Origin of the sequence: Citricoccus sp. CH26A (assembly GCF_000224415.1) — a bacterium.
GTDB lineage: Bacteria > Actinomycetota > Actinomycetes > Actinomycetales > Micrococcaceae > Citricoccus.
The window spans coordinates 166,320-189,421 of sequence record NZ_AFXQ01000001.1 but is presented as its reverse complement, the minus strand read 5'-3'; the positions used below and the strand labels follow the sequence as shown (position 1 = coordinate 189,421).

Here is a 23,102-nt window from a genome sequence, read left to right as displayed (position 1 = left end):
ATTACCTGCCCTGCCGTTGGAAGCGGAGGACCCGACTGTCCGGGGACCCGGCGGGCCGGAACGTCACCGCGACGTCGATGCGCTCGCCCTCGAACTCGACCTCGAGGGCCTCGACCGTGACACGGTGGTCGAGCCAGCGGCTGAGCGCCTGGGTCAAGCGTGCCTTGGTGACGCCGTGCAACGCGTCTGAAGCCGGCTCGAAGACCAAGCGTCGCACGCCACCACCAAACTCGGTGAGGTAGGGCCGCTCTCCGGGGTCGGTAAGCAGCAGCTGGACGACCTCGTCGCGGACGTGCTCGGCGTCGCTCGCGGGAGCGACGGTGCGTCCGTCGGAGCCAATGCGGAACGGGAAGGCGAGGTGCCGGCCGACGGTGCCCATCACAGTCCCTTCACGCCGGTCTGGGTGGAGACGACCACGGCCGGGCCCTGGGGGACCTGTGCGGCGGACAGGCACAGACCCACACTCGTCTGGAGCAACGGTGGCGTCCCGCCCAGGGACTCCAGGGTCGCCGGCACCGACCACTGCACCGTGGTGCACGGCGAGGAAGTCCCAGAGGGCAGCGTGAAGGGACAACCGGATACCGTGTGCCGGTCGGTCGCCAGGCACACGGCGGCCCCGCCGGAGATCACGCGTGCGTTGGCCGTGGAGAGTTGCACGGTGCCGCCATGGGGGCACCTCACGGTCGCCGCGGTGGTGAGTAGCGGGACGGTCATGGCGCTCATCCCCCCACCGTGAAGGCATCTCGGACGAGGCTCGCGCCGGAGGTGGTCACCTTGGCCATGCCGTCGTTCAACACGATCTCGCCGTCGGTCAGCGTGAGGGTGCTCTGGCCGATCGTGAGGGTGATGGAGTCCTTGGCCAAGACGAGTTCGGCGCCTCCGGGATGCGTGAGCTTGATCTCGTCCTTGTCTTCGTCCAGCAGGATCCGGTGTCCCTTGCCGGTGGCCAGCAGCCGGGAGGTGGCGGGCTCCTGGGTGGGCAGCTGGCCGTCCGCCCACCAGCATCCGGACCAAATCGGCCGGGAGAGGTCCCCGGCCTCGAACTCGATCCAGACGCCGTCGCCCGTCTCGGGGAGCAGCACGAGCCCGTGGTTGGGGCCGGCGTAGGGGACGCAGGGCATGGCCCAGGGGGATTCCTGCTGGCTGAGGACCGCGGGGACCTCGGCCCGAATCCTGCCGAGGGCGAGGGGATCCTCGATGTCCCGGACGATCCCGCGGTACTTGCCGTAATGGCGGTTGCGGACCTGCTCGGCGAGACTGACGAGCACGTCCTCGAGGTCGAGTGGCATCTCAGAACACCTCACTCACGAGGGAGGCCAGTTCGCCACCGGCCACGTCGGACAGGCCTTGGCGGCGGGCCTGGATTTCCTCGGTGTAGGCCGATGGCGTGATCGTGTGGGTGACCCGGTGGAGGAGCCAGGTGCCGGAGTAGGGGGTGTCCCCGGCCTGGACGCTGACCGTCCGGTAGGGGGTGAGGACGGCGTCGTAGCAACCGGGTTCCACCCGGGCGTCCAGGGTCAAGGAGTAGGAGGCGCGTCTGGCCTGGGCGGTGACCTCGGCCTCGGGGTCCTCCCGGGTGGATTTCTCCGGCGGCAGGTCCCGCAGCGCCGTGCTGGACTCCGGGACCGTCGGCAGTGCCCGGAGGAGTCTCTCGTCCTGCACCGATCGTTCCGCGCTGACCACCTGCTGGTCCGAGATCCGCAGGGAGCGGCCGCGGGTGGTCTCGGGTCCCTCGCTGTCGTCATTGAACTCCGCGTCCTCTAGGGAGTGGCCGGGGCCCAGCAGCACGAGCGGGGGAAGTGTGGGCTCTTCGTCCGGGGGTGGCCGGAAGCAGCCCACGGACTGCCCGGCCTCCGGTCCCGGGAGCACGTACGCCAGGTAGCCGTGCACGGCGGCGAGCTCGCGGATGAACTGGATGGGAGTGCCACGCTTGACGGTGACAGGCACCGTCGAGGCGGTCGACAGGATGTCCCGTCCGGTCACCGTGGCGACGCGTCTGAACATCTCGTCGGCGAGGTCGGAGTCCCGCCGTTCCTCGAAGATCTCCGTGGATTCCTCGCGGTTCAGCAGCACCGAGTCATCGCGGACCACGATCTCGGCCACGCTGGTCCCGGGGGCCGAGGCCAGTGCGGTCTTCAGCCCGGTGACGGGACCGTCGATGAGCGCCGTGAACGGGCCGTTGCCCTTCCGGATCTCCACTCGAACCCTGCTGAAAGGCTGGGCGAGCTCGGCGGGCAGGTGTCGCCAGTGCCCGGCGTCGTCCAGACACAGCGACATGCGGATCTCCGCCTGCCAGGCCATCTCCATCTCCTGGGCGACGACGATCCGCTCGATCCGCCCGAGCTCCTCCTCGGTGGCGGACGTGCTGCCGAAGTAGACGCGGAATGACGTGGCCATCATGGCCTCGGGATCCAGAGCGTGTCGAGGATGCGACCGACCAGGGCGCTGGCCTCGAGCGTGGTGTTGGCGTCGGCGATGTGCCAGGACCTGGTGCCGTCGCCGAGGTGCTGCTGGGCCAGCAGGTCGAGCCGGTCACCCTGGATGACGGTGTGCGGATCGGCCGGTGGAGACGGCAGCCGGCGCAGCCGGATGGCGCTCACCCGGCGGCCGCCGGCGGTCACCACCGTGTCCACCGGGGTCCGGGCGTAGCGCGACGTGTCCGAGAACATTAGGTCCTCCTCACAGCGGGATCAGCTCGACGACCTGTTCGGCCGTGTTCGCGAGGTTGGCGATCGCCTGTGTTTCCTTGGCGATCTCGGTGAACTCCTGGGCGCCCCGGGCCAGCCAGTCGTCGGAGCAGGCATCGATCTTGATCACGGCGATCTCTAGGTCGACCTCGGCGCGTACCGGGTTGAGCAGGTGGTCGTATTCGAGCTCGCTGATGCGCATCGAGGAGATCTTCACGGGGTGCACCCGGGTCATCCCCCAGATGAACAGGATGCGGGGGAACGCCTGGCGCGGGATCGGCTGAGTGGGGGCACCGCTGATCACGAGGGTGTCGCCGATGGCGTCGATGGCCTGGCCGACGAGGCCAGCAATCTTCCCACCCGGCAGAACCATCTTCTCCAGTGCCGCAAGCTGCGGACCCAGCCCGACGGTGCGCGCGAGGAACTTGTCCTCCTCAAGGCCGTCCGCGGCGGAGAAGTGCGCCTTGAGCGAGATAGTCTCGTAAACCTGGTCGCCAGCCTGGTTCTGTTCCCGGTCATTGCCGGACTGGGGCAGCTCTGGGACCGCGAACGAACGGGTCAGCGCCTCGGGGTTGAACTGGAAGATGACCACGTTCGGGATCGGCCCGATGAGGTCGGTACCGTACTCGACCAGCGCGCCGCGCATCAGGAAGCTCATCGCCGGCTCCCCTCCCCGGTGTCCGCGGCCTGGATGGCAGCGGCGACCTGGACACCGGCAGGGCCGGCTGGGCCGGCCGGTGCCCGTCCGGGATACTCGAGGGCCTTGGCGATCGCTTCGGGCAGGTCGTCCAGAACCAGTCCCACCGCGTCCGGGGAGTATCCCCGCAGCACGAGGTCAACGGAACCGATCCGTACGCGCACGGTCATGATCCCTCCTGTCTCTGGTAGTCGCCGAACCGGTCGAGGCTGACGGCCCGGCCGAGCTTGTCGAACTCGTCTTTGACCGCCTGGACGACGGCAGCCATCTCCAGCCGCGGGGGCTTCCCCCGCCGAACGCTCTGCAGACAGGCATTGAAGACGGCGCTACGGATGTGCCCACCGGCCAGGGGGACGTGCTCGGCCAGCAGGTCGAGGTCGAGTCCGGAGGCATCCACCCCGTCGGGCACGACGAGGCCCCAGATCCGGCGTCGTTCCTTGGGACCGGGGAGTGGGAACTGGACTACGAAGCGCAATCGCCGCATGAAGGCCTCGTCGAGGTCCTTCTTTCGGTTCGAGGCGAGCACCGCCATCCCCGTGAACCGCTCCATCCGTTCGAGCAGGTAGCTGATCTCGAGGTTTGCGTATCGGTCGTGGGCGTCCTTGACCTCGGAGCGCTTGCCGAACAGGGCGTCGGCCTCGTCGAAGAACAGGATGACGTCGGCGGCGTCGGCGGCGTCGAAGAGCCGGCGCAGGTTCTTCTCGGTCTCCCCGATGTACTTGTCCACCACCTGGCTCAGGTCAATGCGGTAGATCGGCATGTCAACGGCCCGTGCGATCGCCTCGGCGGCCATAGTCTTGCCCGTCCCCGGAGGGCCGCTGAACAACACCGACAGACCGCACTCGTTCCAAGCCCGCGCGGTTCCCCACTCATGGTGCACGACCGTCAGCGACTCGGTCGCAGTGACCAGTGCGCGGACCTGCCCGGCCTGGCGTTCCGGCAACATGAGCTCGTCGAGGTCGAACCGAGGCACCACCGCCTGAGCGAGGTCCCCCAGATCGAGGTCAGCGCGGCAGGCATCGAAGAGTTCGCGGCGAGCCGGGACGTGTCCCATCGTGCGAACGGCCGCCGCGACCCGCTCGATCGCCGTCCCCTCGGTGCGGAACCGCCGTGCGCACTCGGTAAGCACCACCCGTCCCTTGCCGTCCGCCCATACCTCGGGCAGTTCCCGGCGCCACCGGGTGAGCCTGTCCTCATAACTGAGCCGGTTCAGGTGCACCCGGGAGACAATCAGATGACCGGGCAGCTGCCCGACGGCGTCACCCTCGTCCACACCCACGAAAACCACGACGGGTAGCCGGTCAAGCCCAGGGGGCCGGTCCTGCGCTGTCAGGACGCCGAACGGCAGGTACAGCGCCGTTCCGCGGAGCCAGGCGACGACGGCTAGGGGCCCTAGCGTCGCGGGCGTGACACCTCGGGCCTGCATGAGGGGCATGCCGATCCGGGAGGCAATGCGGGCTGCGGCCTGCGCCCGGGGAGACCCGGGAGGCCCGACGACGGGGATCAGGCTCGGCCGGTCGGCGGCCCGAGTGCGGAGACGGGCGACCACGAAGTCATCCGCGGCATCCTCTTCCAGTGTGTCCGGACCCGGGACGACAGGTTCAAGCGCAGAGGGGGTGGCGTTCCCGGGGAACAGCAGTTGCCGGGCCACCGCGGCGGGCACCTCCAGGGAGCTGTTCCAGGTGGCCGGCGGCGGGTCGAACACCCCCAGTGCGCTGAGCGGGTGGCTCGGATCAACCAGCCCGATGGCCTCGGTCGGCCGATCCCACAGCCGCTGGACCAGCCCCGGCGTTGGCTGGTCGGCCCCCGGATCATTGAGGCAGGCTGCGATGACCGGCCCCCGGGCACTGTCGAGCACTCCACCGAGGGCCAGCGCCAGGGCGAAGCGGTCGACGTCGGCCAGCCGCATTTCCTCCGCCAGCCAACCGAAAGATCCCCGCGCGACGGTTCCGGGGTTGGTCGCGGGACGTCCGATCCGGTCGGATAGCCAGCGGGCGGTGGCGTCGGTGGCGAAGAAGGCGCTGCGCTCGGTGTCCCATCGTTGCAGGTCCAGGGTTGTCACCAGAGGATCAGCCGGGGCAGTGAGCGCCTCTGGGGTCTCTCCGTGCTCGTGCCAGAGCCAGGCGATCTCGCGGCGCAGCGACCCGGTTGCCCGGCCGAGCCAGTGGGATGCTATCGGGTCTTCAACGGCGATCCCCGGTTGGAACCCGACCGGCACGTCTGGGGTGCGGACCGTGGTGTCGTTGGTGTCCTTCATGCGCGTGCTCACGGGATCACCACCGTCGGGCAGGTGCGCGCCTGGACGCCGTTGACCTTCACGATCACCTGGTACGTCCCCGCGGCGGTGCCGCCGGGAAGGGTCACAGTCAGGGAGGACTGACCGTCCGCGGTCTCCACCGTGTCGAGAAGGTGCTTGACCGCGCCGTCGGCGTACAGGGCCAGGAGGACGTCGTCCGCTTCGGTACCGAGCAGTCGGCCCTGGACAACGAGGGCACCGGCAGTATTCAGGGCGGCGGTGGTGACCAGTGGCCGGAGGGCGGCGGTGAGCAGGTTGGATGAACGGTACCGCCCGTCCCCACGGGACCAGCGGACCGTCAAGGGGTGCTCTCCTGCGGAGGGCCCCTGTCCGGCGGCGAGTAGGTCACCGGGGCGCACACTGGCCACGATGACGTCGAGATGGTCCGGTCGCTGGCCCACGACCTGAAGCGGTTCTTCACCCAGGACCACCTCGAGCCCGGCGAGGTGCAGGTCGATGCCGTGGATTGTGACCGGTTCGCCGGCGTCGAAAACCCCCGGCTCGACCCGGTCCAACCGGGGTCCCAGGGACGGAAACACCTCGATACCCACCGGCTCCGCGGTCTCCGCCGGGGGAACAAGGCTGTGGTCCATCCCGACGAGGAGCGAGTATCGGGGCACCTCGTCGGGAAGCAGGAGGATTGGTCGCACCTGGACCGCGGCCGAGAGGCGGTACGTTTCCTCCGACCCCTGCAGGAGTTTGGAGATAAGGTCCGGGCCGCTCTCCTCAAAGGTGATCTTCAGTGGTTCTGGGTTGTGTCCGAGTGCATCCTGGAGGGGGGCCCTAGCCCCCCTGACGCCGAGGAAGTTCAGCTCGTACAGCGCCACCAGTCCTTGTCCGATCAAGACGTGTGCGGCAGGGCTGTCACTACGCTGCTCGTCGTCGAAGGCGGTAAGCAGGTAGCGCACCACCAGCCAGAGCGGGTCGGGTCCGTCCGGGTCCAGCCGGTGGTTGCGCAGGGACGCATCTATCGAGATCTCGTAGAGGAACAGGTTGAGCTTGGCCGCGGGGTCGTTGTCGTTGGCCTGCTCTGGCTTGCCGACGGCCACGACCAGGCCGCGGTCCATCAACCGGTCCCGGAGCAACTCCGTCACGGCTCCGATGGCACCCTGCGAATCGACCCGTGCCATCGCTAGGTCCTCAGATAGTGTCGTCGGAGCCGGTCGCCCGTCCTCGTGCGTTCCGGCGGCAGGGTGTACTGCCGTGGAACCCTCGGCGCCGGCCCCGTGTCCCTCGCCGGTAACTCCGCGCCGGTGAGTGGTGCCTCGAGGGTGAGGTTGACCGACTCGATTACGATCTCGACGGGCGCTGGGGTCGCCTCGGACGGGACCGGCACGGTGCGCTCGTGAGTAATCTCCTCGCGGTCGATGGGCCGGGGTCCGGGTAGCGCAGGGTCCCCCGGTAGTGCGTCGGTCGAATCGATGACGGCTGCCCGTCGGCCCAGTTGGGCCGGGACCGCCTGTGGCGTGGTCGCCGACCGATCGGCGCGCTGCGAATCCGGGACCTGCCCGAACCCAGGACGGGATCCGCGCTCGTCCGCGGTGGTGTCCGCCTGGCCTGCGCTCATCCAATGAACGACACGCCTCAAGACTTGGCGCCGCTCCGTAGCCGGTTCCCACTCCTTCCCGGAGAAGGTGGCGTCCCCGGCGGTCGGCCGGGCCGGAATGATCCGGTTCGGTTCCCGGGCCGCAGGCTCCTGCGCGCTGACACCCGTCCGACCTCGGTCCGGTACTATATCTGGACTTTTCGACTTCTCCCCCTCCCGGTGCGTAAGGCGTTCCTGGCAAGTCGGCCGGGCTGCGTCCTCCGGTGTGGCCGTCACCCCGGCCGGGCCAACGACGTCGACCTCCACTAATCCTGAGTCAGCGACCGGGGTCCGTGCTTCGAAACCATCGGATCCGGGCGTCGAAAGCGCACGGCCGGTGTCGACCGCACCGTGGGTGGGCCGCAGACCGGACTGCCGAACGAGCCGTTCCAGGTAGCTCATGTTCCGGCTCCACCGCCCAAATCGCGATAGAGACGCCGTCGCCAGGCCGGAATTGCGAGCACCTCCGGCTCGCTCCAGCCGTATCGGCGCGCAAGCACGGCCACGTCCTGGATAGTCCGGTAATGGACCCGGGACAACTCGCCCAGGACCGTGATCTCGAGGTCGAGGTCGACGTTCGCTCGCACGCCACAGCTAGGGCAGGTCACATCTAGCTCGAAGCAGGTAAGCGGGTCGAACCCCGCGAGCGCCTCGTCGATCAACGCCGTGCGCTTCGGGGAGCCTTCCAGCACGAGGGTCGCGAGAACAGAAGCCTCGGGGTCGGCGGGCCTGGCTTGGCGCCACGCCCGTTGGTCGCTGCCCCGGGGGCGTCGGAGCCGAACCGGACCGTCCGGCGTCGCCACCACCGTCTCCGACTCCTCGGCCGCGCGGCGAGCCAGCTCAATGAGCCTGCCAACGGGCAGCACGATTTCCATGTCCTCGTCACAGGCCGCGCAGCGCATGGTCAGTTCGAGGTCCTCCGTCGCCGTCGTCGAGACGAGGACGGACAGAAGCCCGCCGATCCGTGCCGACAAGCTCAGGCCCCAGATGTCCTCAGGCTCACCGCACCCCGGTGGCACGGCACAGGCCGCCAGAATGATCGTCACGAGCGACGGGATGTCAGCTGTGCTGAAGTCCAGGTCAAGGCCTGCCGACTCGAGGCCCTCCCAGACGACCGGTGCGCGGGCCACGATCAACCACTGGCCGGAACGGCTGAAGCCTCGTCCGGTTCTTTAGTATCAGGATCGCGCTCCCAACGTTCGAGCTCGAGCTTGAGCGATTCGATGGCCACCGCGTTGGCATTCGCATCCAGGTCCGGGAGCGCCTGGTACTCGCTCACCCAGCAGCGGAAGAGGAAGTACCTCTTGGCCACGTGGCCTTTCTCGTCGAGGAACTCGAGGGTGACGTCCTTGCGGAAGTTCAACAGATCCATCGACGGGTCCCCGCCCGCGGAGTGCACGAGGCTGGCCCAAATCTCGAAGTCGGGATCATGGGTGATCCCGCGCTCGAGGGTGAGGCCCTCGTAGGTGGTGCGTCCGGGCGACTTGTGGTCTCGGCTGTTGTCTCCTCCATCGCGGTGGGTCACCACCTCTGTGGTGCGCTTTAGGGGGCCGACCTTCGATACCCCCAAAACGACTCTGTGGTCCCAGAGAAGTCGGAACTTGAAGTTCTTGTACGGGTCAATACGGTGGGCGTTGACGATGAAGCCGTTGGGCATGTGAGGTCCTCCTGCTTGGCCGGTCAGCTGAGGTCGCCGGCGATCTGCTGGATGGTGATGACGACGAACTCGGCCGGCTTCAGCGGTGCGAATCCGACCTCGATGTTGACGATGCCGAGGTTCCGGTCCGCCTGAGTCGTGGTCTCGGAATCACACTTGACGAAGAAGGCGTCGGATGGTGTGGATCCTTGGAAGGCGCCCTGGCGGAAGAGGCCGTTCATGAAGGCACCGACATTGAGCCGGATCTTCGCCCAGAGCGGCTCGTCGTTGGGCTCGAAAACCACCCACTGGGTTCCCCGGTAGAGGCTTTCCTCAATCATGAGTGCGAGCCGGCGGATAGGGATGTACTTCCATTCGGAGGTGATATCGTCTGTTCCCTCCATAGTCCTGGCGCCCCAGTTCACGAAGCCGGACGAGAATCGGCGGGCGCAATTTACGGCGAGCTTGTTCAGGACTCCGTTCTCTCTGTCGGTGAGGGTTACCTGCAGGCCGACGATGCCGCGCAAGTCCGCCTCCGTCCCCGCTGGCGCCTTCCAGACGCCGCGGGACGCGTCCGTCCGGGCCATGAGCCCGGCCATCGCCCCCGAAGACCCGATGGTCCGGACGGTGCCGCGGTCGTTGAGACTCAGCTTCGGGTAGAAGACGGCGGAGTGATCCTTGACGACGAGGGCACGCAGGTTGTCGACGTCGTCAGTATTCTGCACAATGTCGGGGTTCCCCTCACTGTCCGTCCAACCATCCGGGGCGTCCATGAGCAGGAAGGCTCGCCTGGACTGGGCATAGATGGACGCCGGTCCCCAGAGCTGCCGACGGTCTTCTTCGGTCAGTGACAGGTCCGCGGGCAGAATGACGAGATTGACGAGGTCCACGGAATCCAGGGCGTGGAAGCCGGTCTTGGTCACCGGGTCTCCAACGTACTCGGCGAAGCCCGGCTCCAAACCGTCCTTTCCAGTCTGTTCTACCGGGTCGAAGGCGATGAATGGACTGTTTCCATTGGGACCCAAGGTGATCTGGCGAGTGTTACGGACCATGCGGGCGTTGACATCGGTCTCCTTAGGACCGGTGAAGGTCACCTGACCTGGAATTTCGTCGAAAGTTCCGGCCTTGGCCAAGATCGCGAGCTCGTACCCACGAACCTCGGCGCGATAACCGGACCCAGGTGCACTGTTGATAGCCTGTGCGATGATCCGCAACTTCTCGCGCACACCGTCGTTCTTGCCGTTCGGCGAGTCACCGGGGAGTTTATCCCGGTAGAAAGGGTCGCCCGCGGCGGTCGTCTGGATGCTGTTCGGATCGACATTGAGCGCGATGGTGGGCTCGGAACCGATGGTGACTGAGACAATGTCGGCTTGGGTGAGCCCCTCGAGGACCGAGAGTCCAGCCGGCTCACCATCATCGTCGGCCACCCGAAACACAGTACCGGTGGACGCGGGGCGGTAATTGCTGCCCCGGGCGAGTTCGATGCCACCGTTATCGACGCCTAGCATGAGCGCGCTGGCCAGATCCTGAATTCCCGAACGGCGGACCCGGACGGTCGAGGAGTCTCCGCTCGTCGCCGTCAGCCGTAGGTACTGCTGTCCGTCGGACCCCGCCCTGAACCCCGCGGAGACCGCCTGAGCCGGAACAAATGCGCTGAGTGCGTCATTGACCCGGTCCCTGAGTTCGTCGGCGAGACTGCCGAGATCTGTGATACCGGCGTCACCGACATCCCAAGTCCCCAGGTCCACCCTGACATAGGCCGAACCATTGACCGAGACCTCAAAACACCGCTTACCCGTAGTCTTGCCGAGGTCGATAAGGGAGCCCAGGGTACTCTGCACCTCGGCCAGGTCGCCACCCAGCGGACGGCGCGCCTCAGAGTACCCCGGGAAACTGTCCACGAAAGGATCGAAACCAGGGAGGATTTCCAAATCGATGAGGGAAGAGTTTCCGGTGACATAGGCCGGCGCGAACCGGGGCGAGGCCGGGTCCATGACGAGGTTCCCGTGAACCTCGCTAGCAACCACCGCCCCCCTTCCTCCTGAACGACGGTCAAGGTGAAGCTTTCGCCCGAGTTGGGTGTCCTGTGGCTCACTTCGAGACGGAGCCCGTTGCCCCACTCACCCACCATCTTCGCCGTCGCCCGCAGGACTGGAACACCCTCGATATTGTGCAAATCGATGCCGGCCTCCCTCGCGTCCGCTCCAGCAAGGCGGACCACATAAGCATCCGTCCCGCCGTTGAGGTAGAAGAGGCTGAGGCTCATAGCGAGCTCACTATCGGGGTGCCCCCCACCGAAGGTACGCAGGAAATCCGCGTAACTCAGGCAACGGACGGGCTTGTCAATGGGACCCCGCCGAGCACGCCCGAAAAACGCTCCTATAGACGTCGCGACACCGGTGATGGTCTTGACTCCACTGGACTTCTCGACGAGGTATACACCTGGATAGCTCACCTGGACCATTGACGTCCCCTTAGGATTGGTCAGATTGGGATTCTGCACCGGTCAGGATTTGGTCGTTGGGGTCCATGGTGATCCGGTGGGCGTCCACCCGGCGTCTCCCCAGCGTCACCGGCCCGTCTCCGCCTGCCAGGACCGACGTACGGTGTTCGGACGCAGAGCCATCTGATTCGAGGCTTCCACCGGGCAGGGCCCGCCGATGAGGTCGCTGAAGGACCGCGTCGGATCAACCCCAACCTCGGTGAGCATTGTGCGGCGGAACGCGTCGAAGTGCCGCATGGCTAGGGCCACGTTGCCCTCGACCAGGTGGACCTGGATAACGGCAGAGTGCGCGCTCTCGCGCAGCGGCTCGAGGTGGACGGCACTGAGTGCAGCGTCCATGGCCGCACCGGGCAGCCCTCGCCGAAGGAGCTCGTGGGCCGCACACTCGAGGGCATGCAGCGTCAACTCACGATGACGGTCGCGTTCCGAGAGCGCCCAGTCGTCATACCAACCCGGCAAAATCTCCCCGACACCGTTGTACGCCAGCAGTGCGTCGGTGGGCAGGCTCTGTGCCTCGCAAATAATGCCTAGAGCCTGCGCGACACTGGCCTGGACGTCCACAATGACGCCGGCTGGCAGACCCAGGGACTCCCCGGACACCTCCACGATCCCCCTGTGGATCCGGCGGAGCTTCCAAAGGATGGTGCGCAGGTTGGCTAGGGACTGCCCCTCAGAGACGTCCGGCCACATCTGACCTGCCGCAACCAGCCTGCTCAGTCGCCCAGACAACGACAGCAGCGCGACCAGACGCTGCGAAGCGACGGGAAGGACAACTTCCTTCCCGTCGCAGGAGACCTGGAAACGTCCCAGAAGCACCACCGCGACCTGCTGGGCCGGATCCGCGGCTAAATATTCCACGCTCGTCCCCCTAATGGGCCGCACCGAAGCCTGAAACACCGAATGATCCTGACCAAAGCGTCCTTGAGGCCCGGTCGAAGGTCAAGGTGTCATGGATAGCGCGGTCACATTCTCAGACTGCTCCCGGCCAAATCCAGTCCCTCGAGATCGACCAACCCTAGTCTCAAAGGGGATACGGGAGTAGCTTGCAGCATTGAGGAAGGGGGCAAGTTGCTACCTAAAAACCCCTAACCATTACACCGGAAGCTGGCGACGCTGCTGATGCTCTGTGGGAACGGCTAAATACCGTCGCCCCGGACAAATATCGCGTTGGTGTTGGACTGAAACAAATCGGCAAGGAGTATACAGATCAGCTTGCTCTGTTCGTCCATGTTCGAGAGAAGAAATCTTTAAGCGAGGTCCCAGAGCCCGAACGGGTGCCTCCCGAGTTCAGCGGCTACATTACGGATGTCGTACAGGTGCAACCCACACTCCTCCAGGATGAAACGCGGTATGACCCACTGCGCGGCGGGATTCAAATTATGAGAGAGCCCATACCTGCTGATCTGGCTCTCGCCCCCGCCTCGGGCACGTGGGGTGCCATGGTCCGAAACCGTAAAACCGGGGTACTGCAAGGGCTGACCTGCGCTCACGTGGTGGACCAGATCGGCTTAAAGGTGTTTCAGGCGTCATATGTGCCCGCCTCCCCTGAAGGAAATCTGGTAGGCACGGTGTCCGACTTACGAGATCAAGTCGGGCCGGTATTTCTCGATTGCGCCGTTCTTGACCTCACGGGCCCGCGGAGCGCCCTGACGACTGTGGAAGGCATCGGACCGATTCAGGGGGTCTCGACGGCGGTGCCAAACCCGGGCGAGATGGTGAAAAAGCGTGGTGCCCGGACTCTCTTGACTGATGGATTCTTCGTCAGAGCCCGCAGATCATTGGGAACATCGCCTTCATACGACCAGTACGACATCACTGGAGGCGTGCCCTTCGTGACTGTATTCGCAGGCCCGGGCGATTCTGGATCCGTGATACTCAACGGGAATAATGAGGTCATCGCCCTGTTGCACGCTGCACCATTCATAGATCTTCCCGACGGGTTGAGCAGCCACGGTTGCGCAATGCCCATTCACAATGTCCAAGAATCCTTACAAATAGATATTGCTACATGAGATCATGTTTCGAGATTAGTGCAAGCTGGATAGTTCCACTTCGGCGATCAGCGTAGTCACTTCATCGATAACCCCGCCTGTAACCGGCGATAACAATGGGATCGCGCCCGGGAGTCAGCGAACCTCAAACCTAGCTGCCCCTACAAGAAGACTCCTAGATTCGTTGGCACTCGATAAGTGTCTACACCGCGATTTGGAGTGCGCTATGAATATGGAAGGGAATCGTCACTCCCGACGGGCTGGGCGTGGAAATCGTACTCGATCAACAGGGTGTAGAGCGCTTAGCTAGTGCCCTAAAGGATGTCGAACACCTCGATCGGTTCGAGTATTTTCCGTACGGAATTGTAAATCCGAAAACTTTTGTCAGTCGAGTCGAGTTGCGCATCAAATGACTGGGAAAGCATGACTGGCCCGTCTGGAGAAGGCGCACGCCGTATCGTTCAAGTACATCCCACGTTGCGTTGCAACCTCAAGTGTGCCCATTGCTATTCTTCCTCCGCCCCAGCTCAAAAGCAGTCCCTAGATCAGAACCTTCTCAAGCAGTTTCTATCCGATGCGGTTGTTCTCGGTTTCGACTCAGTGTCTGTATCCGGTGGGGAACCCTTGATGTACCCGGAGCTTGAGGAGCTACTGACATTTGCGAGGCATATCGGACTGCAGACCGGTCTTGTCACAAATGGCACCTTCCTTACCCGCGAGATGACGAATCGCCTCGAACCGCTCCTCGATGTGATGGCGATCAGCCTTGACGGGCCTCCAGAACTCCACAACCGAATCCGCGGTTCTCATCAGGCCTTTGGTCGAGCCGTGCGCGCCCTTGACTACATTGCCAACAGTCGAATCGCCTCTGCCGTAGTCCATACAGTCACCAAATCTTCCCTGCCGTTCTTAGGGGAGGTAATCTCCACAGCACGACGGCATGGTGCTTATTCGATCCGTCTTCACCCCTTGGAAATGCACGGTCGGGCCGAACTCAACATGACTACAGAAGCCCTGACTCCCAGCGACCGAAATCGCCTGTTCCTGCAAGCCAAAGCACTCAACCGGCTGCACCTGGATGACCTACGAATCGAGTTGGACCTCGAACTCCGCAGTCGGCTTCTCTCAAGAAGGCCGTTCTCCTCCCCGCCGTCCGGTGAAACCGCCGATGATGTGCAGGTCCTTGTGGTGGACCCCGCCGGCCGGGTCGTCCCAGTGGCGTACGGGATTGATCCTACGTATCAAGTCTGCAACCTCGCTGAACAATCGCTGCTAGAGGGATGGAGAGACTTTATGCAGAAGCGCTACCCACACCTCCAGAACCTCAGCAACACACTTCTTGACGAAATCCAGGAAGACAGCGAGCAAATGGTACTCAACTGGCACGAAACGCTGGTCGCCCGCAGCTTGTCACCAGTTGCCAGTCCATAGGCAAGACCGGGCCAAACCCTCCATAAAGAGAACATCATCTCTTCAGGCCGGATATGTGCAGACGTTGCGTGACCTGCAGGCGTGGGCTGGACGATCACGGCATCACAGCGGCAACTGAACCGGCGACATCAGAAGATATCTCTCCACGAATCGTGGAACCAAAATAAGGAGTAATGATGCTACGCATTCAAGTTGATATGTTCTCCGGCCGCCCGAATCCAGAATGGATCATCACCGACCCTGGCACGGTCGATGCGATTCTTGAAGCCGTTTCCTCGACTGAGGGGGTCGCGGCACGGCCCGAATCCGGATACCTCGGGCTTGGTTTCCGGGAAATCCGGGTGACGAGTCTGGAAGACGAGCCAATTGATCGCCCCGGGGTCACGCGCGAGTTTGCCCTCGCATCCGTTGCCGCCGAGGACTTCCAGGCCTCTGGGGAGCTGGCGCTGAGAGTGGTGGAGTCGATGGAGCAAGACAAGGGCATCCAACTTGTGGCGCATACGCTCACTCCACTTACGACCGAACTCCGCGAACACATCCTCAAGCGGCTACACGAATACCTCGAGACCCCCCCGGCGGCTGAGTGTCCGACGTGGCCCCCATACAATCCTCTTCGCACAATCATCCGGGACGAGAGATGCGAACAGTGCGAATATGAGGTAAGCCAGTTCAACCCTGATTTCTGGAACGCTCCCGACGTCCGCAAATACAACAACTGCTACAACTATGCTCGCAATTGGCGCACAGATACCTTCGCCCAGCCGGGACGGGCACACGGCGCTGGAACCGGCACCATGGCCTGCGGGACTGTGACCGCCGCGGCTATAGCCGATGGACTGGTGCGCCGATGCGAATGCCTCCCCGTGGACGAATGGCCACGTCGCCTTATGGCTCTGGTCATCGACCCAGGCTTCGATTATCACTGGTATCGACACCAGCGAGGGGGTTTCTGGGGCCACAAGCCAGGTCAGACAGCTGCACGGAATACCGACAACAGCAACGCATTGATCACCGATCCCGAGACATGCGATCGTGGCGGTTACACCGACTTCTGCGGCTATTTCTACGCGGGACGATCTGTCGTCATCAACTGAGGAGACGCGATGCTCGTTGAGTTGGACGTCTTCAGTGGACAGAGGAACCCACAATGGCTACTCGACAAGGAGCATGAAAAACTCGTGCGAGCCCTCCACCAAAGTCTGTCCCAGACTGGGGACTCAGTGCCGGAGCCCCCAGGGCTCGGTTATCGAGGGTTTCTCTATACCCTCGACCACGTCGACTGTCGGGCTTGGAACGGGACCGTGAGAGGAGCCGACCGGACACTCCAAGACCCGGGACAGAAGATCGAACGGCTCCTTCTCAGCCTCCTTCCTCCTGAGTTCGCCGGTCTGCGAGACCGAATCGTAGGCCAGCTGGGGCCAGAAGTCTGATCGATCATTCGTCTCGGTGGAACCGTGACCGGGAGGCAATATGGAACACCGCCCCGAGCCTGTAATCCACCCTCATCACAGTGACAAAGGAGATTCTGCCTCAGCAGCGCTACGCCGAAGTTGAACCGGTCCGCGTCGGTTGTATCAATCTCTGGCCTGAGCCGTGACACATTAGTCTCCCGTTGAGCCATTGAGCTTAGCGAGGAGGTCGTGGGTGTCAATGCCGACAACGTGTTCGACGGTGACGGTCGCTGATCCCCCACGGCAGGTGGGAGAGTCAAGGTTCCCTCACCCGCCCCTAGGCAGTCTCGATGTCAGCCGGCTTCCCATGATCCGCCCGGAACGCCACCGCAGCACGCGCTGCAGCAGTCCGATGCACCACAGCTGGAATCCTCAGCTGCTTTGCGCACGCGTGCGCAGACCACAGATCCCCGTTGCTGCCGTACGTGCGGATCCGACCAGTCGGCCCCTCCCCCTCAAGGCCTTCCTCATCAGCGAGCGACCTGAGGCGCTGGTACTCCTCATCCTGGTATCGCTCCAGACGCTCTAGGGCCTCGTCAATCCAATCCCAATCCCGCGGCTCGTAAGTGCCGCCCTCCCACCGGGCAAGGTTGCTCTCCCTGATCTCCAGGTGCTTCGCCAGGCCGGCGATGGTCAGTCCCAAAGCTTCACGGCGTGCGGTCAGTTCAATCGGTTCCACAGCGGGGCCTCCTTACGTTGATGGCGCTTCGTCAATCTGTACTGCGTCGTGACCTCACGCGGGTGCTCCCCGTGGGCCCCGTCAAGAACGGGTCGCGCTCGCGGAAGTGTTTGAGGTCTATTCGCTCAGCCAGGTCGGGCATGTCCAGCTGGATCATCCAGCGGTGCACACTTTGGGCGAAGGTGTACTCGGAGGAGTCCGGTTGGGCGTCGTCGAGGAGCACCTCGCCCGCCTGTGGTTGGTCACCCTCCAGCCAGTGGCGCAAAGCAGCTTTGAAGTGGTTCCAATCTCCTGGCGTGAACAGTCCGATACTCAGTTGGTGCCACCGCTGTCTCATGGATTCCCCTCGGCCTCGATGCCTTAGTCAGCATTACCAGCGAGGGTGGGTAGCTCGGTATTCGCGCTCGGTGGCTTCCAGCTTCTTGAGACCCTCCAGCAGGTCTGTCCGCAGCGGCTCCTGCCGGCTCTCCGCCCAGTCGCGTAGGGTCGACACCTTCCACCCCTGGCGGGATCGCTTGATGTCCCCCGTAGGCATCACAGCATCCGGTTCCGGCAGCGTTTGCCGCCACTGGTAACCGCTGGACACGGACCTGTTGGCTGCTGCAGCGAGCTGCTGCAGGCCGTGGTAAAACTCGGGCACGTCGACTCCTCTGGACGGCGACCCGCCGCCGGGGCTGCCACATTCTCGCATCTGTTGGGTATGGAGCCACAGCGAGTGGCATTGATCCTTCAACACGTACAAGCGTACCCTATGGTTGTACGTGTTCAGTTGTTCGGAAAGCTGCCAGCGCAGTGCGGAAGGCATGCCTGGCCCTCGTTGAACGGCCGGGATGACGGTGCTGTAAAAGTTGTCCTACAGGGGATCGGCCCCGGGAAGCCGTCCTGTTTAGCCATCCGGACCCTCGGCCGCCCGGATGCGCAGCCCGAGTCGGATGCCGTGCTCTGCGGCGCCCTGGCAACGGCCGGTAAGGGGAGGAACCGGGTCGGACGCAGGGACGCTGGGCGCCCCGGTGCAGTTGCGCCACGGTCCGGCTCCGGGCGGTGACGGCCGATGGGTAGGCTCGGAGCATGACGAACGACGCGGGTGCCCTTCGCCGGTGGACGACGAGGGCCGGCTGGATCCTGGCCGTGGCGGTGCCCCTCTGGATGGCCGGTGGGAGGTTCCTGACGGACAGCGCCGGGGACCTCACCGTGGTCTATGCGCTGACGCTCGCCCCGGTCCTGCTCCTGCTCTCGTTGACCGCCCTCGCGGTGCCCCGCCGTCGCCCGGGACGCCATCCCTCCGCCCGGTCCCTGGGGCTGCTGCTGATCGCCTGGGCCTGCGGCCTCGGGCTGGGCTTCACGCTGCCGGACACCGGGGAGGGCGCCTCCTCCGTGCTCGGCGCCCTGGCGGGGCCCCAGGCCGAGGGCGTGGCCGCCGCGCTGAGCAATCCGCAGGGGATCATCATGCTGTTCATGTCGATCGCCGGCTGCGTGCTGGCCGTGCGGGACAGCTCGCGCGCGGACGATGCCCGTCGCTCCCCCAGCGACGAGGACGACTACCAGGGCACCGGCTACTTCCCCGTCCTGGACATCTGACCGCCGCCGGCCGAGGGCCGGCAGCCGGACAGACAGGAACCGGGGCCGAGCCCTGGCTGCCTCCTGAAGGAGGACGGCCGGCTCGACCCCGGTTCCGGGATGTCGTGGAGGCGGAAGACTACTTCTTGCCGCCGAAGCCCTTGAAGCGGGCGTTGAAGCGCTCGACGCGGCCGGCGGTGTCCATGATCCGCTGCTTGCCGGTGTAGAACGGGTGGGACGCGGCCGAGATCTCGACGTCGATCACGGGGTAGGTGTTCCCGTCCTCCCACTCCATCGTCTTGTCCGAGGAGGTGGTGGACCGGGTGAGGACCTTCTCGCCGGAGGCCAGGTCGTTGAAGATCACCAGCTGGTAATCGGGGTGGATGTCAGTCTTCATGGGGAATCCTTCGCATGCGCCACTGGATTTTGCCAGCAGCTTTTCAGGAACGTTTGGGGGTCGGCCGCGGCACGGCCGAGGATCAACTATAGCGCATCGGCACTCAGTCGCGGGAACGCAATTCCCAGAAGGCGACGGCCGATGCGGCGGCCACGTTGAGGGAGGCCACCCCGGCGGACATGGGGATCGCCACGTGCAGGTCACAGGCCGCGAGCGTCGCCGGGGTGACCCCCGGGCCCTCGGCACCCAGGACCATGGCCAGCCGGTCGTGTCCGCGCAGCTCCGGGGCATCCACGGGGATGGCCTCCTCGCTGAGTTCGAGGGCGGCCACCGTGAAGCCCTCCCCCCGCAGCCGGTCCAGCTCGGCGGGCCAGGCCAACCGGCCCCGGCCGTCGGCCCCCCCGATACGGGCCCACGGCACGGCGAACACGGTACCCATCGACACGCGGATGCTGCGCCGGTAGAGCGGATCAGCGGACTCGGGACTGACCAGGACGGCGTCCACCCCCAGTCCCGCCGCCGAGCGGAAGATCGCCCCGAGGTTAGAGGGTTGGGACTGCTGCACGAATAGGTGACATCTGATCTGTGACGCCGTGAGGCGTTGCTGGAAGGATGTACACCGTGCCCAAGCCCCATCCGCAGGAGTTCCGCGACGACGTCGTGAACGTCGCCCGCAACCGTGAACCTGGCCAGACCATCAAGCAGATCGCTTCCGACTTCGGCATCGCCGAGTCCTGCCTGCGTAACTGGATGCGCCGGGCCGACATCGAGAACGGCTCGAAGTCCGGAACGACCGCCGCAGAGAACGCGGAACTGCGCGAGGCCAAGAAGCGCATCCGGTTGCTGGAGCAGGAGAACGAGGTGCTGCGCCGCGCCGCGGCCTACCTGTCGCAGGCCAACCTGCCGTCAAAAGGCTCTACCCGCTCGTGAAGGAGCTCGCCGCCGACGGGGTGCCCGTCACGGTGACGTGTCGGGTCCTCAAGCTCGCCCGCCAGCCCTACTACCGCTGGCTCGCCACCCCGGTTACCGAGGCGGAACTGGCACAGGCCTACCGCGCCAACGCCCTGTTCGATGCCCACACCGACGACCGGGAGTTCGGCTACCGCTACCTGGTCGAGGAGGCCCGCGACGCCGGTGAACCGATGGCCGAGCGCACCGCCTGGCGGATCTGCTCAACCAACGGCTGGTGGTCTGCGTTCGGCAAGAAACGCGGCAAGAACGGCACCAAGCCCGGTCCGCCGGTCCACGACGACCTGTGCGCCTACCTCGACGAGCACGGCGTGACCCGTCACCGGTTCACTGCCCAGGGGCCGAACGAGTTGTGGCTATCCGACATCACCGAACACCGCACCGGCCAAGGCAAGCTCTACCTCTGCGCGATCAAGGACGTCTACTCCAACGGATCGTGGGCTACTCCATCAGCGACCGGATGAAGTCCCGGCTCGCGGTCGCGGCGCTGAACAACGCCGTCGCCCGCCGTGGCGACGTGACCGGCTGCGTCGTCCACACGGACCGAGGATCGCAATTCCGGTCCCGGAAGTTCGTGCTCGCCCTGCACCGCGACGCCATGGTCGGGTCCATGGGCCGGGTCGGCGCCGCCGGTGACAACGCCGCGTTGGAGAGCTTCTTCGCGCTCCTGCAGAAGAACGTCCTGGACCGCCGCCCCTGGGCCACCCGCCAGGAGCTGCGGATCGCGATCGTCACCTGGATCGAACGGACCTACCACCGACGCCGCCGGCAAGCAGCCCTGGGCCGATTGACCCCCATCGAATACGAGACCATCATGACCACAGCTGCCACTCAGGCAGCCTGACCGACCCTGTCACCTATTCGTGCAGCAGTCCCGAACGGTCCGCATTCCCTTGCCTCCTGCCGTAGCGGGACGTCTACGTCTATCTCGCGAGGGCTCGTACCGCGCGACATAAAACATCTAGCCGGTTTTGCCACCACGGGCTTACTGTGTTCTCAGTTGTACTCGCAGGAGACCGGTAAGAACTTAGGGGTTACCATGGCCGGTTCCACGTCAACCAATTTGCATGTGTCACCTAAGACTGCACGCAAGAGCGCACGCGGTTTCCGAGATGACCTCGAACTGCTTCTAAAAGCACGGTATCCGACCCTCTACATCGAGTCCTTTGAAGAGACGCGTGTGCTCGAAGAAATCGTTTCCGTGGCCTCCGATACGAACCGACTGCGAATTGCCCGACCAGTCTGGCAATGGACTCTCACTGAAGGATTGATCAGTCCGGATAGGGCGGTGCAACCGAACACGCAGGATCCCGGACGTGCTCTCGACTGGATTCTGCAGCACCATCCCAGTCGCGCGGTCTTCGTCTTCCATGACTTGCACGCTCTGTTGGGGGACGGAAGCGGTCGATCCGCCGACGCGTCGCTGGTGCGACGACTGCGCGATATCGCGCGAGATTTCCAATTCGGCGACGAACCTCGGGTGCTCATCATAGTTGCCCCGGTGCTACGGATCCCTCCCGAGCTGGAGAAGGAATGGACCATCGTTGATTTCCCTTTGCCCAGTCAGTTAGAAATTCGCCAAGTCCTGGACAATATGATCAAGCGCAATTCCGACAATGATCGTCTCCGCGTCGAGGTGGACGATGAAGGTCGTGAACGGTTATCCAAAGCCGCTATGGGGCTGACATTGCATGAGGCGGAGAATGCCTTTGCGCGAGCCATGGTCGAGGATGGCGTTCTATCGAACTCGGCCGTGGAGGTAGTCCTCGATGAAAAGCGCCAAGCGATCCGGAAGTCTGGCCTGCTGGAGTTCGTCTCTTCAGAGGTAGGTCTCGACGATGTAGGAGGGCTGCAGAATCTAAAGCGCTGGCTAGCGAAGCGAAGCGACTCCTGGATGGCGGAAGCGAAAGACTACTGTCTGCCCGCACCACGGGGAGTGCTGATCACGGGTGTCCCGGGATGTGGCAAGTCATTATCCGCCAAGGCTGTTGCCGCGACGTGGGGCTTGCCGCTGTTGAGGTTGGACATCGGCAGAGTCTTCGCAGGACTAGTGGGGTCCAGTGAGCACAATATGCGCAGCGCCATCCGCGCTGCGGAGGCAACCGCGCCCTGCGTTTTGTGGATCGACGAGATAGAGAAGGGATTTTCAGGCGTGTCAGGATTATCCCACGACTCTGGCACGTCATCGCGGGTCTTTGGTTCGTTCCTCACGTGGATGCAGGAAAAGACCCTGCCGGTATTCGTGATTGCCACCGCCAACAGCGTGGATGTGCTGCCACCCGAGTTCTTGCGGAAAGGAAGATTTGACGAAATCTTCTTCGTGGATCTCCCGACAGAAACCGAACGGCGTCAAGTGTGGAATGTTCATCTTGCTCGTCGACTTGAAAACACGAAAGTAGCGGGTGACATCTCGGTGAGCGAGGTCTTGACCGATCAACTTGCAGAAGTGACCGAGGGCTACTCGGGCGCGGAGATTGAGCAGGCTGTGATAGCAGGTCTGTTCGACGCTTTCGCGGACCGGCGATCGCTCACGAAATCTGATCTGGAGCGTGCAGTTCGCAATATGGTTCCGCTCAGCGTGACACAGGCTGAGCAGGTCTCTGCAATCCGCGAATGGGCGGCCAGGCGGGCAGTCGCAGCGACGACCACCGAGGATCGTTCGGGGTACGTGACGGCACAGCAGAACGAAGAGATGCCTTTGCCGCCAGATGGTCCCATAAGCAGTCAGACGGACCGGGCCCTAGCCCGAGGTGGGAGACTGGTGGACTTCTGATGAGCGTCGAACTATTGCTCGTACCGATGGCCATAGCTGCCGTTGCAGCATGGAAGGCCAAACAGGGCGCTGATGCGGCGGGTCGGCCGGTGGTGACCGTCGCAACGCGTATGAAGGACGAAAGATTGCTGCGGATGGCCCTGGCGGACACCGGTGCCGTGGTGGCCGCTGATAGGGACGGAATCCTCGGGTCCTGGACAGGCATGCAGGCACGGTTCACGAGAGACGCCGACGGCATCTGGGCCGTGCACGCATGGGGAGCGGTCACCACGCAGAGCGTCACGGAACTTGCCATGTCGATCGACTCGGCCTACGCACGTCGAGTGCAGGAAGAGGTCGTCGACCGCATCCGAGCTCGAGCACCTGAGGCCGGGCTGACTGTGGCATCGGAGACGGTTCAAGAAGACGACACCGTAGTGCTCGTTCTCAACGTCGACAGGGAGGCCTGAG

The 23,102-nt window shown here is 64.4% G+C and carries 23 protein-coding genes and 1 pseudogene; 7 read left to right on the top strand and 17 right to left on the bottom strand.

Annotated elements, in window-relative coordinates; translation table 11 throughout:
- Position 1 precedes the first annotated feature (1 nt).
- The 13 genes from CITRI_RS0100860 to CITRI_RS15700 all read right to left on the bottom strand — a co-directional run bounded on the left by CITRI_RS0100860 (position 2) and on the right by CITRI_RS15700 (position 12,262).
- Positions 2-379, bottom strand: a complete 378-nt coding sequence (locus tag CITRI_RS0100860; protein ID WP_010142646.1) for a GPW/gp25 family protein — start codon at positions 377-379, stop codon at positions 2-4.
- Positions 379-723: a hypothetical protein gene (locus tag CITRI_RS0100855; protein WP_202798417.1), complete on the bottom strand. Its 345-nt coding sequence runs from the start codon at positions 721-723 to the stop codon at positions 379-381. The genes CITRI_RS0100860 and CITRI_RS0100855 overlap by 1 nt, the downstream gene beginning before the upstream one ends.
- The gene (locus tag CITRI_RS15710; RefSeq protein WP_010142644.1) at positions 720-1,289 is read right to left on the bottom strand and encodes a phage baseplate assembly protein V; all 570 of its coding nucleotides are present in this window, start codon (positions 1,287-1,289) and stop codon (positions 720-722) included. Before CITRI_RS15710 ends, CITRI_RS0100855 begins: the two co-directional genes overlap by 4 nt.
- 1 nt (position 1,290) lies before the next feature.
- The gene (locus CITRI_RS0100845) at positions 1,291-2,400 is read right to left on the bottom strand and encodes a hypothetical protein (protein ID WP_010142643.1); all 1,110 of its coding nucleotides are present in this window, start codon (positions 2,398-2,400) and stop codon (positions 1,291-1,293) included.
- A complete protein-coding gene (locus tag CITRI_RS0100840) occupies positions 2,397-2,669 on the bottom strand; it encodes a hypothetical protein (RefSeq protein WP_010142642.1) in 273 nt (90 codons plus the stop codon). The genes CITRI_RS0100845 and CITRI_RS0100840 overlap by 4 nt, the downstream gene beginning before the upstream one ends.
- 10 nt (positions 2,670-2,679) lie before the next feature.
- Positions 2,680-3,345 (bottom strand): hypothetical protein, encoded by a 666-nt coding sequence (locus tag CITRI_RS0100835; RefSeq protein ID WP_010142641.1) that lies wholly within the window; start codon positions 3,343-3,345, stop codon positions 2,680-2,682.
- Positions 3,342-3,554, bottom strand: coding sequence for a hypothetical protein (locus CITRI_RS0100830; RefSeq protein WP_010142640.1), 213 nt, complete (start codon positions 3,552-3,554; stop codon positions 3,342-3,344). Before CITRI_RS0100830 ends, CITRI_RS0100835 begins: the two co-directional genes overlap by 4 nt.
- Positions 3,551-5,653 (bottom strand): ATP-binding protein, encoded by a 2,103-nt coding sequence (locus CITRI_RS0100825; protein WP_010142639.1) that lies wholly within the window; start codon positions 5,651-5,653, stop codon positions 3,551-3,553. Before CITRI_RS0100825 ends, CITRI_RS0100830 begins: the two co-directional genes overlap by 4 nt.
- Complete coding sequence (locus CITRI_RS0100820) at positions 5,650-6,810, bottom strand: Pvc16 family protein (protein ID WP_010142638.1); 1,161 nt, start codon at positions 6,808-6,810, stop codon at positions 5,650-5,652. Before CITRI_RS0100820 ends, CITRI_RS0100825 begins: the two co-directional genes overlap by 4 nt.
- An 853-nt stretch (positions 6,811-7,663) precedes the next feature.
- On the bottom strand, positions 7,664-8,395 hold the full coding sequence (locus CITRI_RS0100810; RefSeq protein ID WP_010142637.1) for a hypothetical protein: 732 nt from the start codon (positions 8,393-8,395) through the stop codon (positions 7,664-7,666).
- Between the two features lie 2 nt (positions 8,396-8,397).
- Positions 8,398-8,922, bottom strand: a complete 525-nt coding sequence (locus tag CITRI_RS0100805) for a phage tail protein (protein ID WP_010142636.1) — start codon at positions 8,920-8,922, stop codon at positions 8,398-8,400.
- Positions 8,923-8,945: 23 nt separating this feature from the next.
- Positions 8,946-10,895: a phage tail sheath C-terminal domain-containing protein gene (locus CITRI_RS18230; RefSeq protein ID WP_202798416.1), complete on the bottom strand. Its 1,950-nt coding sequence runs from the start codon at positions 10,893-10,895 to the stop codon at positions 8,946-8,948.
- A 575-nt stretch (positions 10,896-11,470) separates the two neighbouring features.
- The gene (locus tag CITRI_RS15700; RefSeq protein ID WP_141565879.1) at positions 11,471-12,262 is read right to left on the bottom strand and encodes a BTAD domain-containing putative transcriptional regulator; all 792 of its coding nucleotides are present in this window, start codon (positions 12,260-12,262) and stop codon (positions 11,471-11,473) included.
- Between the two features lie 635 nt (positions 12,263-12,897).
- Between CITRI_RS15700 and CITRI_RS19220 the strand changes: the two genes are divergently transcribed.
- From CITRI_RS19220 to CITRI_RS19215, 3 genes are all read left to right on the top strand, one after another.
- Positions 12,898-13,416: a hypothetical protein gene (locus CITRI_RS19220; RefSeq protein WP_141565878.1), complete on the top strand. Its 519-nt coding sequence runs from the start codon at positions 12,898-12,900 to the stop codon at positions 13,414-13,416.
- A gap of 402 nt (positions 13,417-13,818) precedes the next feature.
- Entirely contained in the window at positions 13,819-14,826 is a 1,008-nt protein-coding gene (locus CITRI_RS18700) for a radical SAM protein (RefSeq protein WP_010142633.1), read from the top strand.
- A gap of 173 nt (positions 14,827-14,999) precedes the next feature.
- Positions 15,000-15,920 carry a hypothetical protein gene (locus CITRI_RS19215; RefSeq protein WP_141565877.1) on the top strand — a complete coding sequence of 307 codons (921 nt, stop codon included), beginning with the start codon at positions 15,000-15,002 and terminating at the stop codon, positions 15,918-15,920.
- 634 nt (positions 15,921-16,554) lie between these two features.
- On the opposite strand, the gene CITRI_RS0100780 is transcribed toward CITRI_RS19215, so the two are convergent.
- Together CITRI_RS0100780 and CITRI_RS19975 are read right to left on the bottom strand one after the other, a co-directional pair.
- Positions 16,555-16,956 (bottom strand): helix-turn-helix domain-containing protein, encoded by a 402-nt coding sequence (locus CITRI_RS0100780; RefSeq protein WP_010142632.1) that lies wholly within the window; start codon positions 16,954-16,956, stop codon positions 16,555-16,557.
- Between the two features lie 370 nt (positions 16,957-17,326).
- Entirely contained in the window at positions 17,327-17,761 is a 435-nt protein-coding gene (locus tag CITRI_RS19975; RefSeq protein ID WP_141565876.1) for a hypothetical protein, read from the bottom strand.
- 263 nt (positions 17,762-18,024) lie between these two features.
- On the opposite strand from CITRI_RS19975, the gene CITRI_RS0100765 reads away from it, so the two are divergent.
- Positions 18,025-18,534, top strand: coding sequence for a hypothetical protein (locus tag CITRI_RS0100765; protein ID WP_010142628.1), 510 nt, complete (start codon positions 18,025-18,027; stop codon positions 18,532-18,534).
- A gap of 118 nt (positions 18,535-18,652) precedes the next feature.
- Here CITRI_RS0100765 and CITRI_RS0100760 read toward each other — a convergent pair whose 3' ends face one another.
- Entirely contained in the window at positions 18,653-18,910 is a 258-nt protein-coding gene (locus tag CITRI_RS0100760; protein WP_010142627.1) for a type B 50S ribosomal protein L31, read from the bottom strand.
- Positions 18,911-19,013: 103 nt separating this feature from the next.
- On the bottom strand, positions 19,014-19,493 hold the full coding sequence (locus CITRI_RS15695) for an RNA methyltransferase (protein WP_083843161.1): 480 nt from the start codon (positions 19,491-19,493) through the stop codon (positions 19,014-19,016).
- Between the two features lie 38 nt (positions 19,494-19,531).
- Between CITRI_RS15695 and CITRI_RS15690 the strand changes: the two are divergent.
- The 3 genes and pseudogenes from CITRI_RS15690 to CITRI_RS0100740 all read left to right on the top strand — a co-directional run bounded on the left by CITRI_RS15690 (position 19,532) and on the right by CITRI_RS0100740 (position 23,101).
- Positions 19,532-20,723: pseudogene (locus tag CITRI_RS15690) on the top strand (IS3 family transposase).
- A gap of 195 nt (positions 20,724-20,918) precedes the next feature.
- Positions 20,919-22,652, top strand: a complete 1,734-nt coding sequence (locus tag CITRI_RS18695; RefSeq protein WP_083843159.1) for an AAA family ATPase — start codon at positions 20,919-20,921, stop codon at positions 22,650-22,652.
- Positions 22,652-23,101 carry a hypothetical protein gene (locus tag CITRI_RS0100740; protein WP_029138916.1) on the top strand — a complete coding sequence of 150 codons (450 nt, stop codon included), beginning with the start codon at positions 22,652-22,654 and terminating at the stop codon, positions 23,099-23,101. The genes CITRI_RS18695 and CITRI_RS0100740 overlap by 1 nt, the downstream gene beginning before the upstream one ends.
- Position 23,102 lies beyond the last annotated feature (1 nt).

Bases quoted from the DNA above. Each gene is read 5' to 3' on its own strand.
- CITRI_RS0100760 (WP_010142627.1), bottom strand. From the start codon at position 18,910: ATGAAGACTGACATCCACCCCGATTACCAGCTGGTGATCTTCAACGAC.
- CITRI_RS0100855 (WP_202798417.1), bottom strand. From the start codon at position 723: ATGAGCGCCATGACCGTCCCGCTACTCACCACCGCGGCGACCGTGAGG.
- CITRI_RS18700 (WP_010142633.1), top strand. From the start codon at position 13,819: ATGACTGGCCCGTCTGGAGAAGGCGCACGCCGTATCGTTCAAGTACAT.
- CITRI_RS0100830 (WP_010142640.1), bottom strand. From the start codon at position 3,554: ATGACCGTGCGCGTACGGATCGGTTCCGTTGACCTCGTGCTGCGGGGA.
- CITRI_RS18695 (WP_083843159.1), top strand. From the start codon at position 20,919: ATGGCCGGTTCCACGTCAACCAATTTGCATGTGTCACCTAAGACTGCA.
- CITRI_RS0100840 (WP_010142642.1), bottom strand. From the start codon at position 2,669: ATGTTCTCGGACACGTCGCGCTACGCCCGGACCCCGGTGGACACGGTG.
- CITRI_RS0100740 (WP_029138916.1), top strand. From the start codon at position 22,652: ATGAGCGTCGAACTATTGCTCGTACCGATGGCCATAGCTGCCGTTGCA.
- CITRI_RS0100805 (WP_010142636.1), bottom strand. From the start codon at position 8,922: ATGCCCAACGGCTTCATCGTCAACGCCCACCGTATTGACCCGTACAAG.
- CITRI_RS0100860 (WP_010142646.1), bottom strand. From the start codon at position 379: ATGGGCACCGTCGGCCGGCACCTCGCCTTCCCGTTCCGCATTGGCTCC.
- CITRI_RS0100820 (WP_010142638.1), bottom strand. From the start codon at position 6,810: ATGGCACGGGTCGATTCGCAGGGTGCCATCGGAGCCGTGACGGAGTTG.
- CITRI_RS0100835 (WP_010142641.1), bottom strand. From the start codon at position 3,345: ATGAGCTTCCTGATGCGCGGCGCGCTGGTCGAGTACGGTACCGACCTC.
- CITRI_RS18230 (WP_202798416.1), bottom strand. From the start codon at position 10,895: ATGGACCCGGCCTCGCCCCGGTTCGCGCCGGCCTATGTCACCGGAAAC.
- CITRI_RS15710 (WP_010142644.1), bottom strand. From the start codon at position 1,289: ATGCCACTCGACCTCGAGGACGTGCTCGTCAGTCTCGCCGAGCAGGTC.
- CITRI_RS0100845 (WP_010142643.1), bottom strand. From the start codon at position 2,400: ATGATGGCCACGTCATTCCGCGTCTACTTCGGCAGCACGTCCGCCACC.
- CITRI_RS19215 (WP_141565877.1), top strand. From the start codon at position 15,000: ATGATGCTACGCATTCAAGTTGATATGTTCTCCGGCCGCCCGAATCCA.
- CITRI_RS19975 (WP_141565876.1), bottom strand. From the start codon at position 17,761: ATGCCTTCCGCACTGCGCTGGCAGCTTTCCGAACAACTGAACACGTAC.
- CITRI_RS0100765 (WP_010142628.1), top strand. From the start codon at position 18,025: ATGACGAACGACGCGGGTGCCCTTCGCCGGTGGACGACGAGGGCCGGC.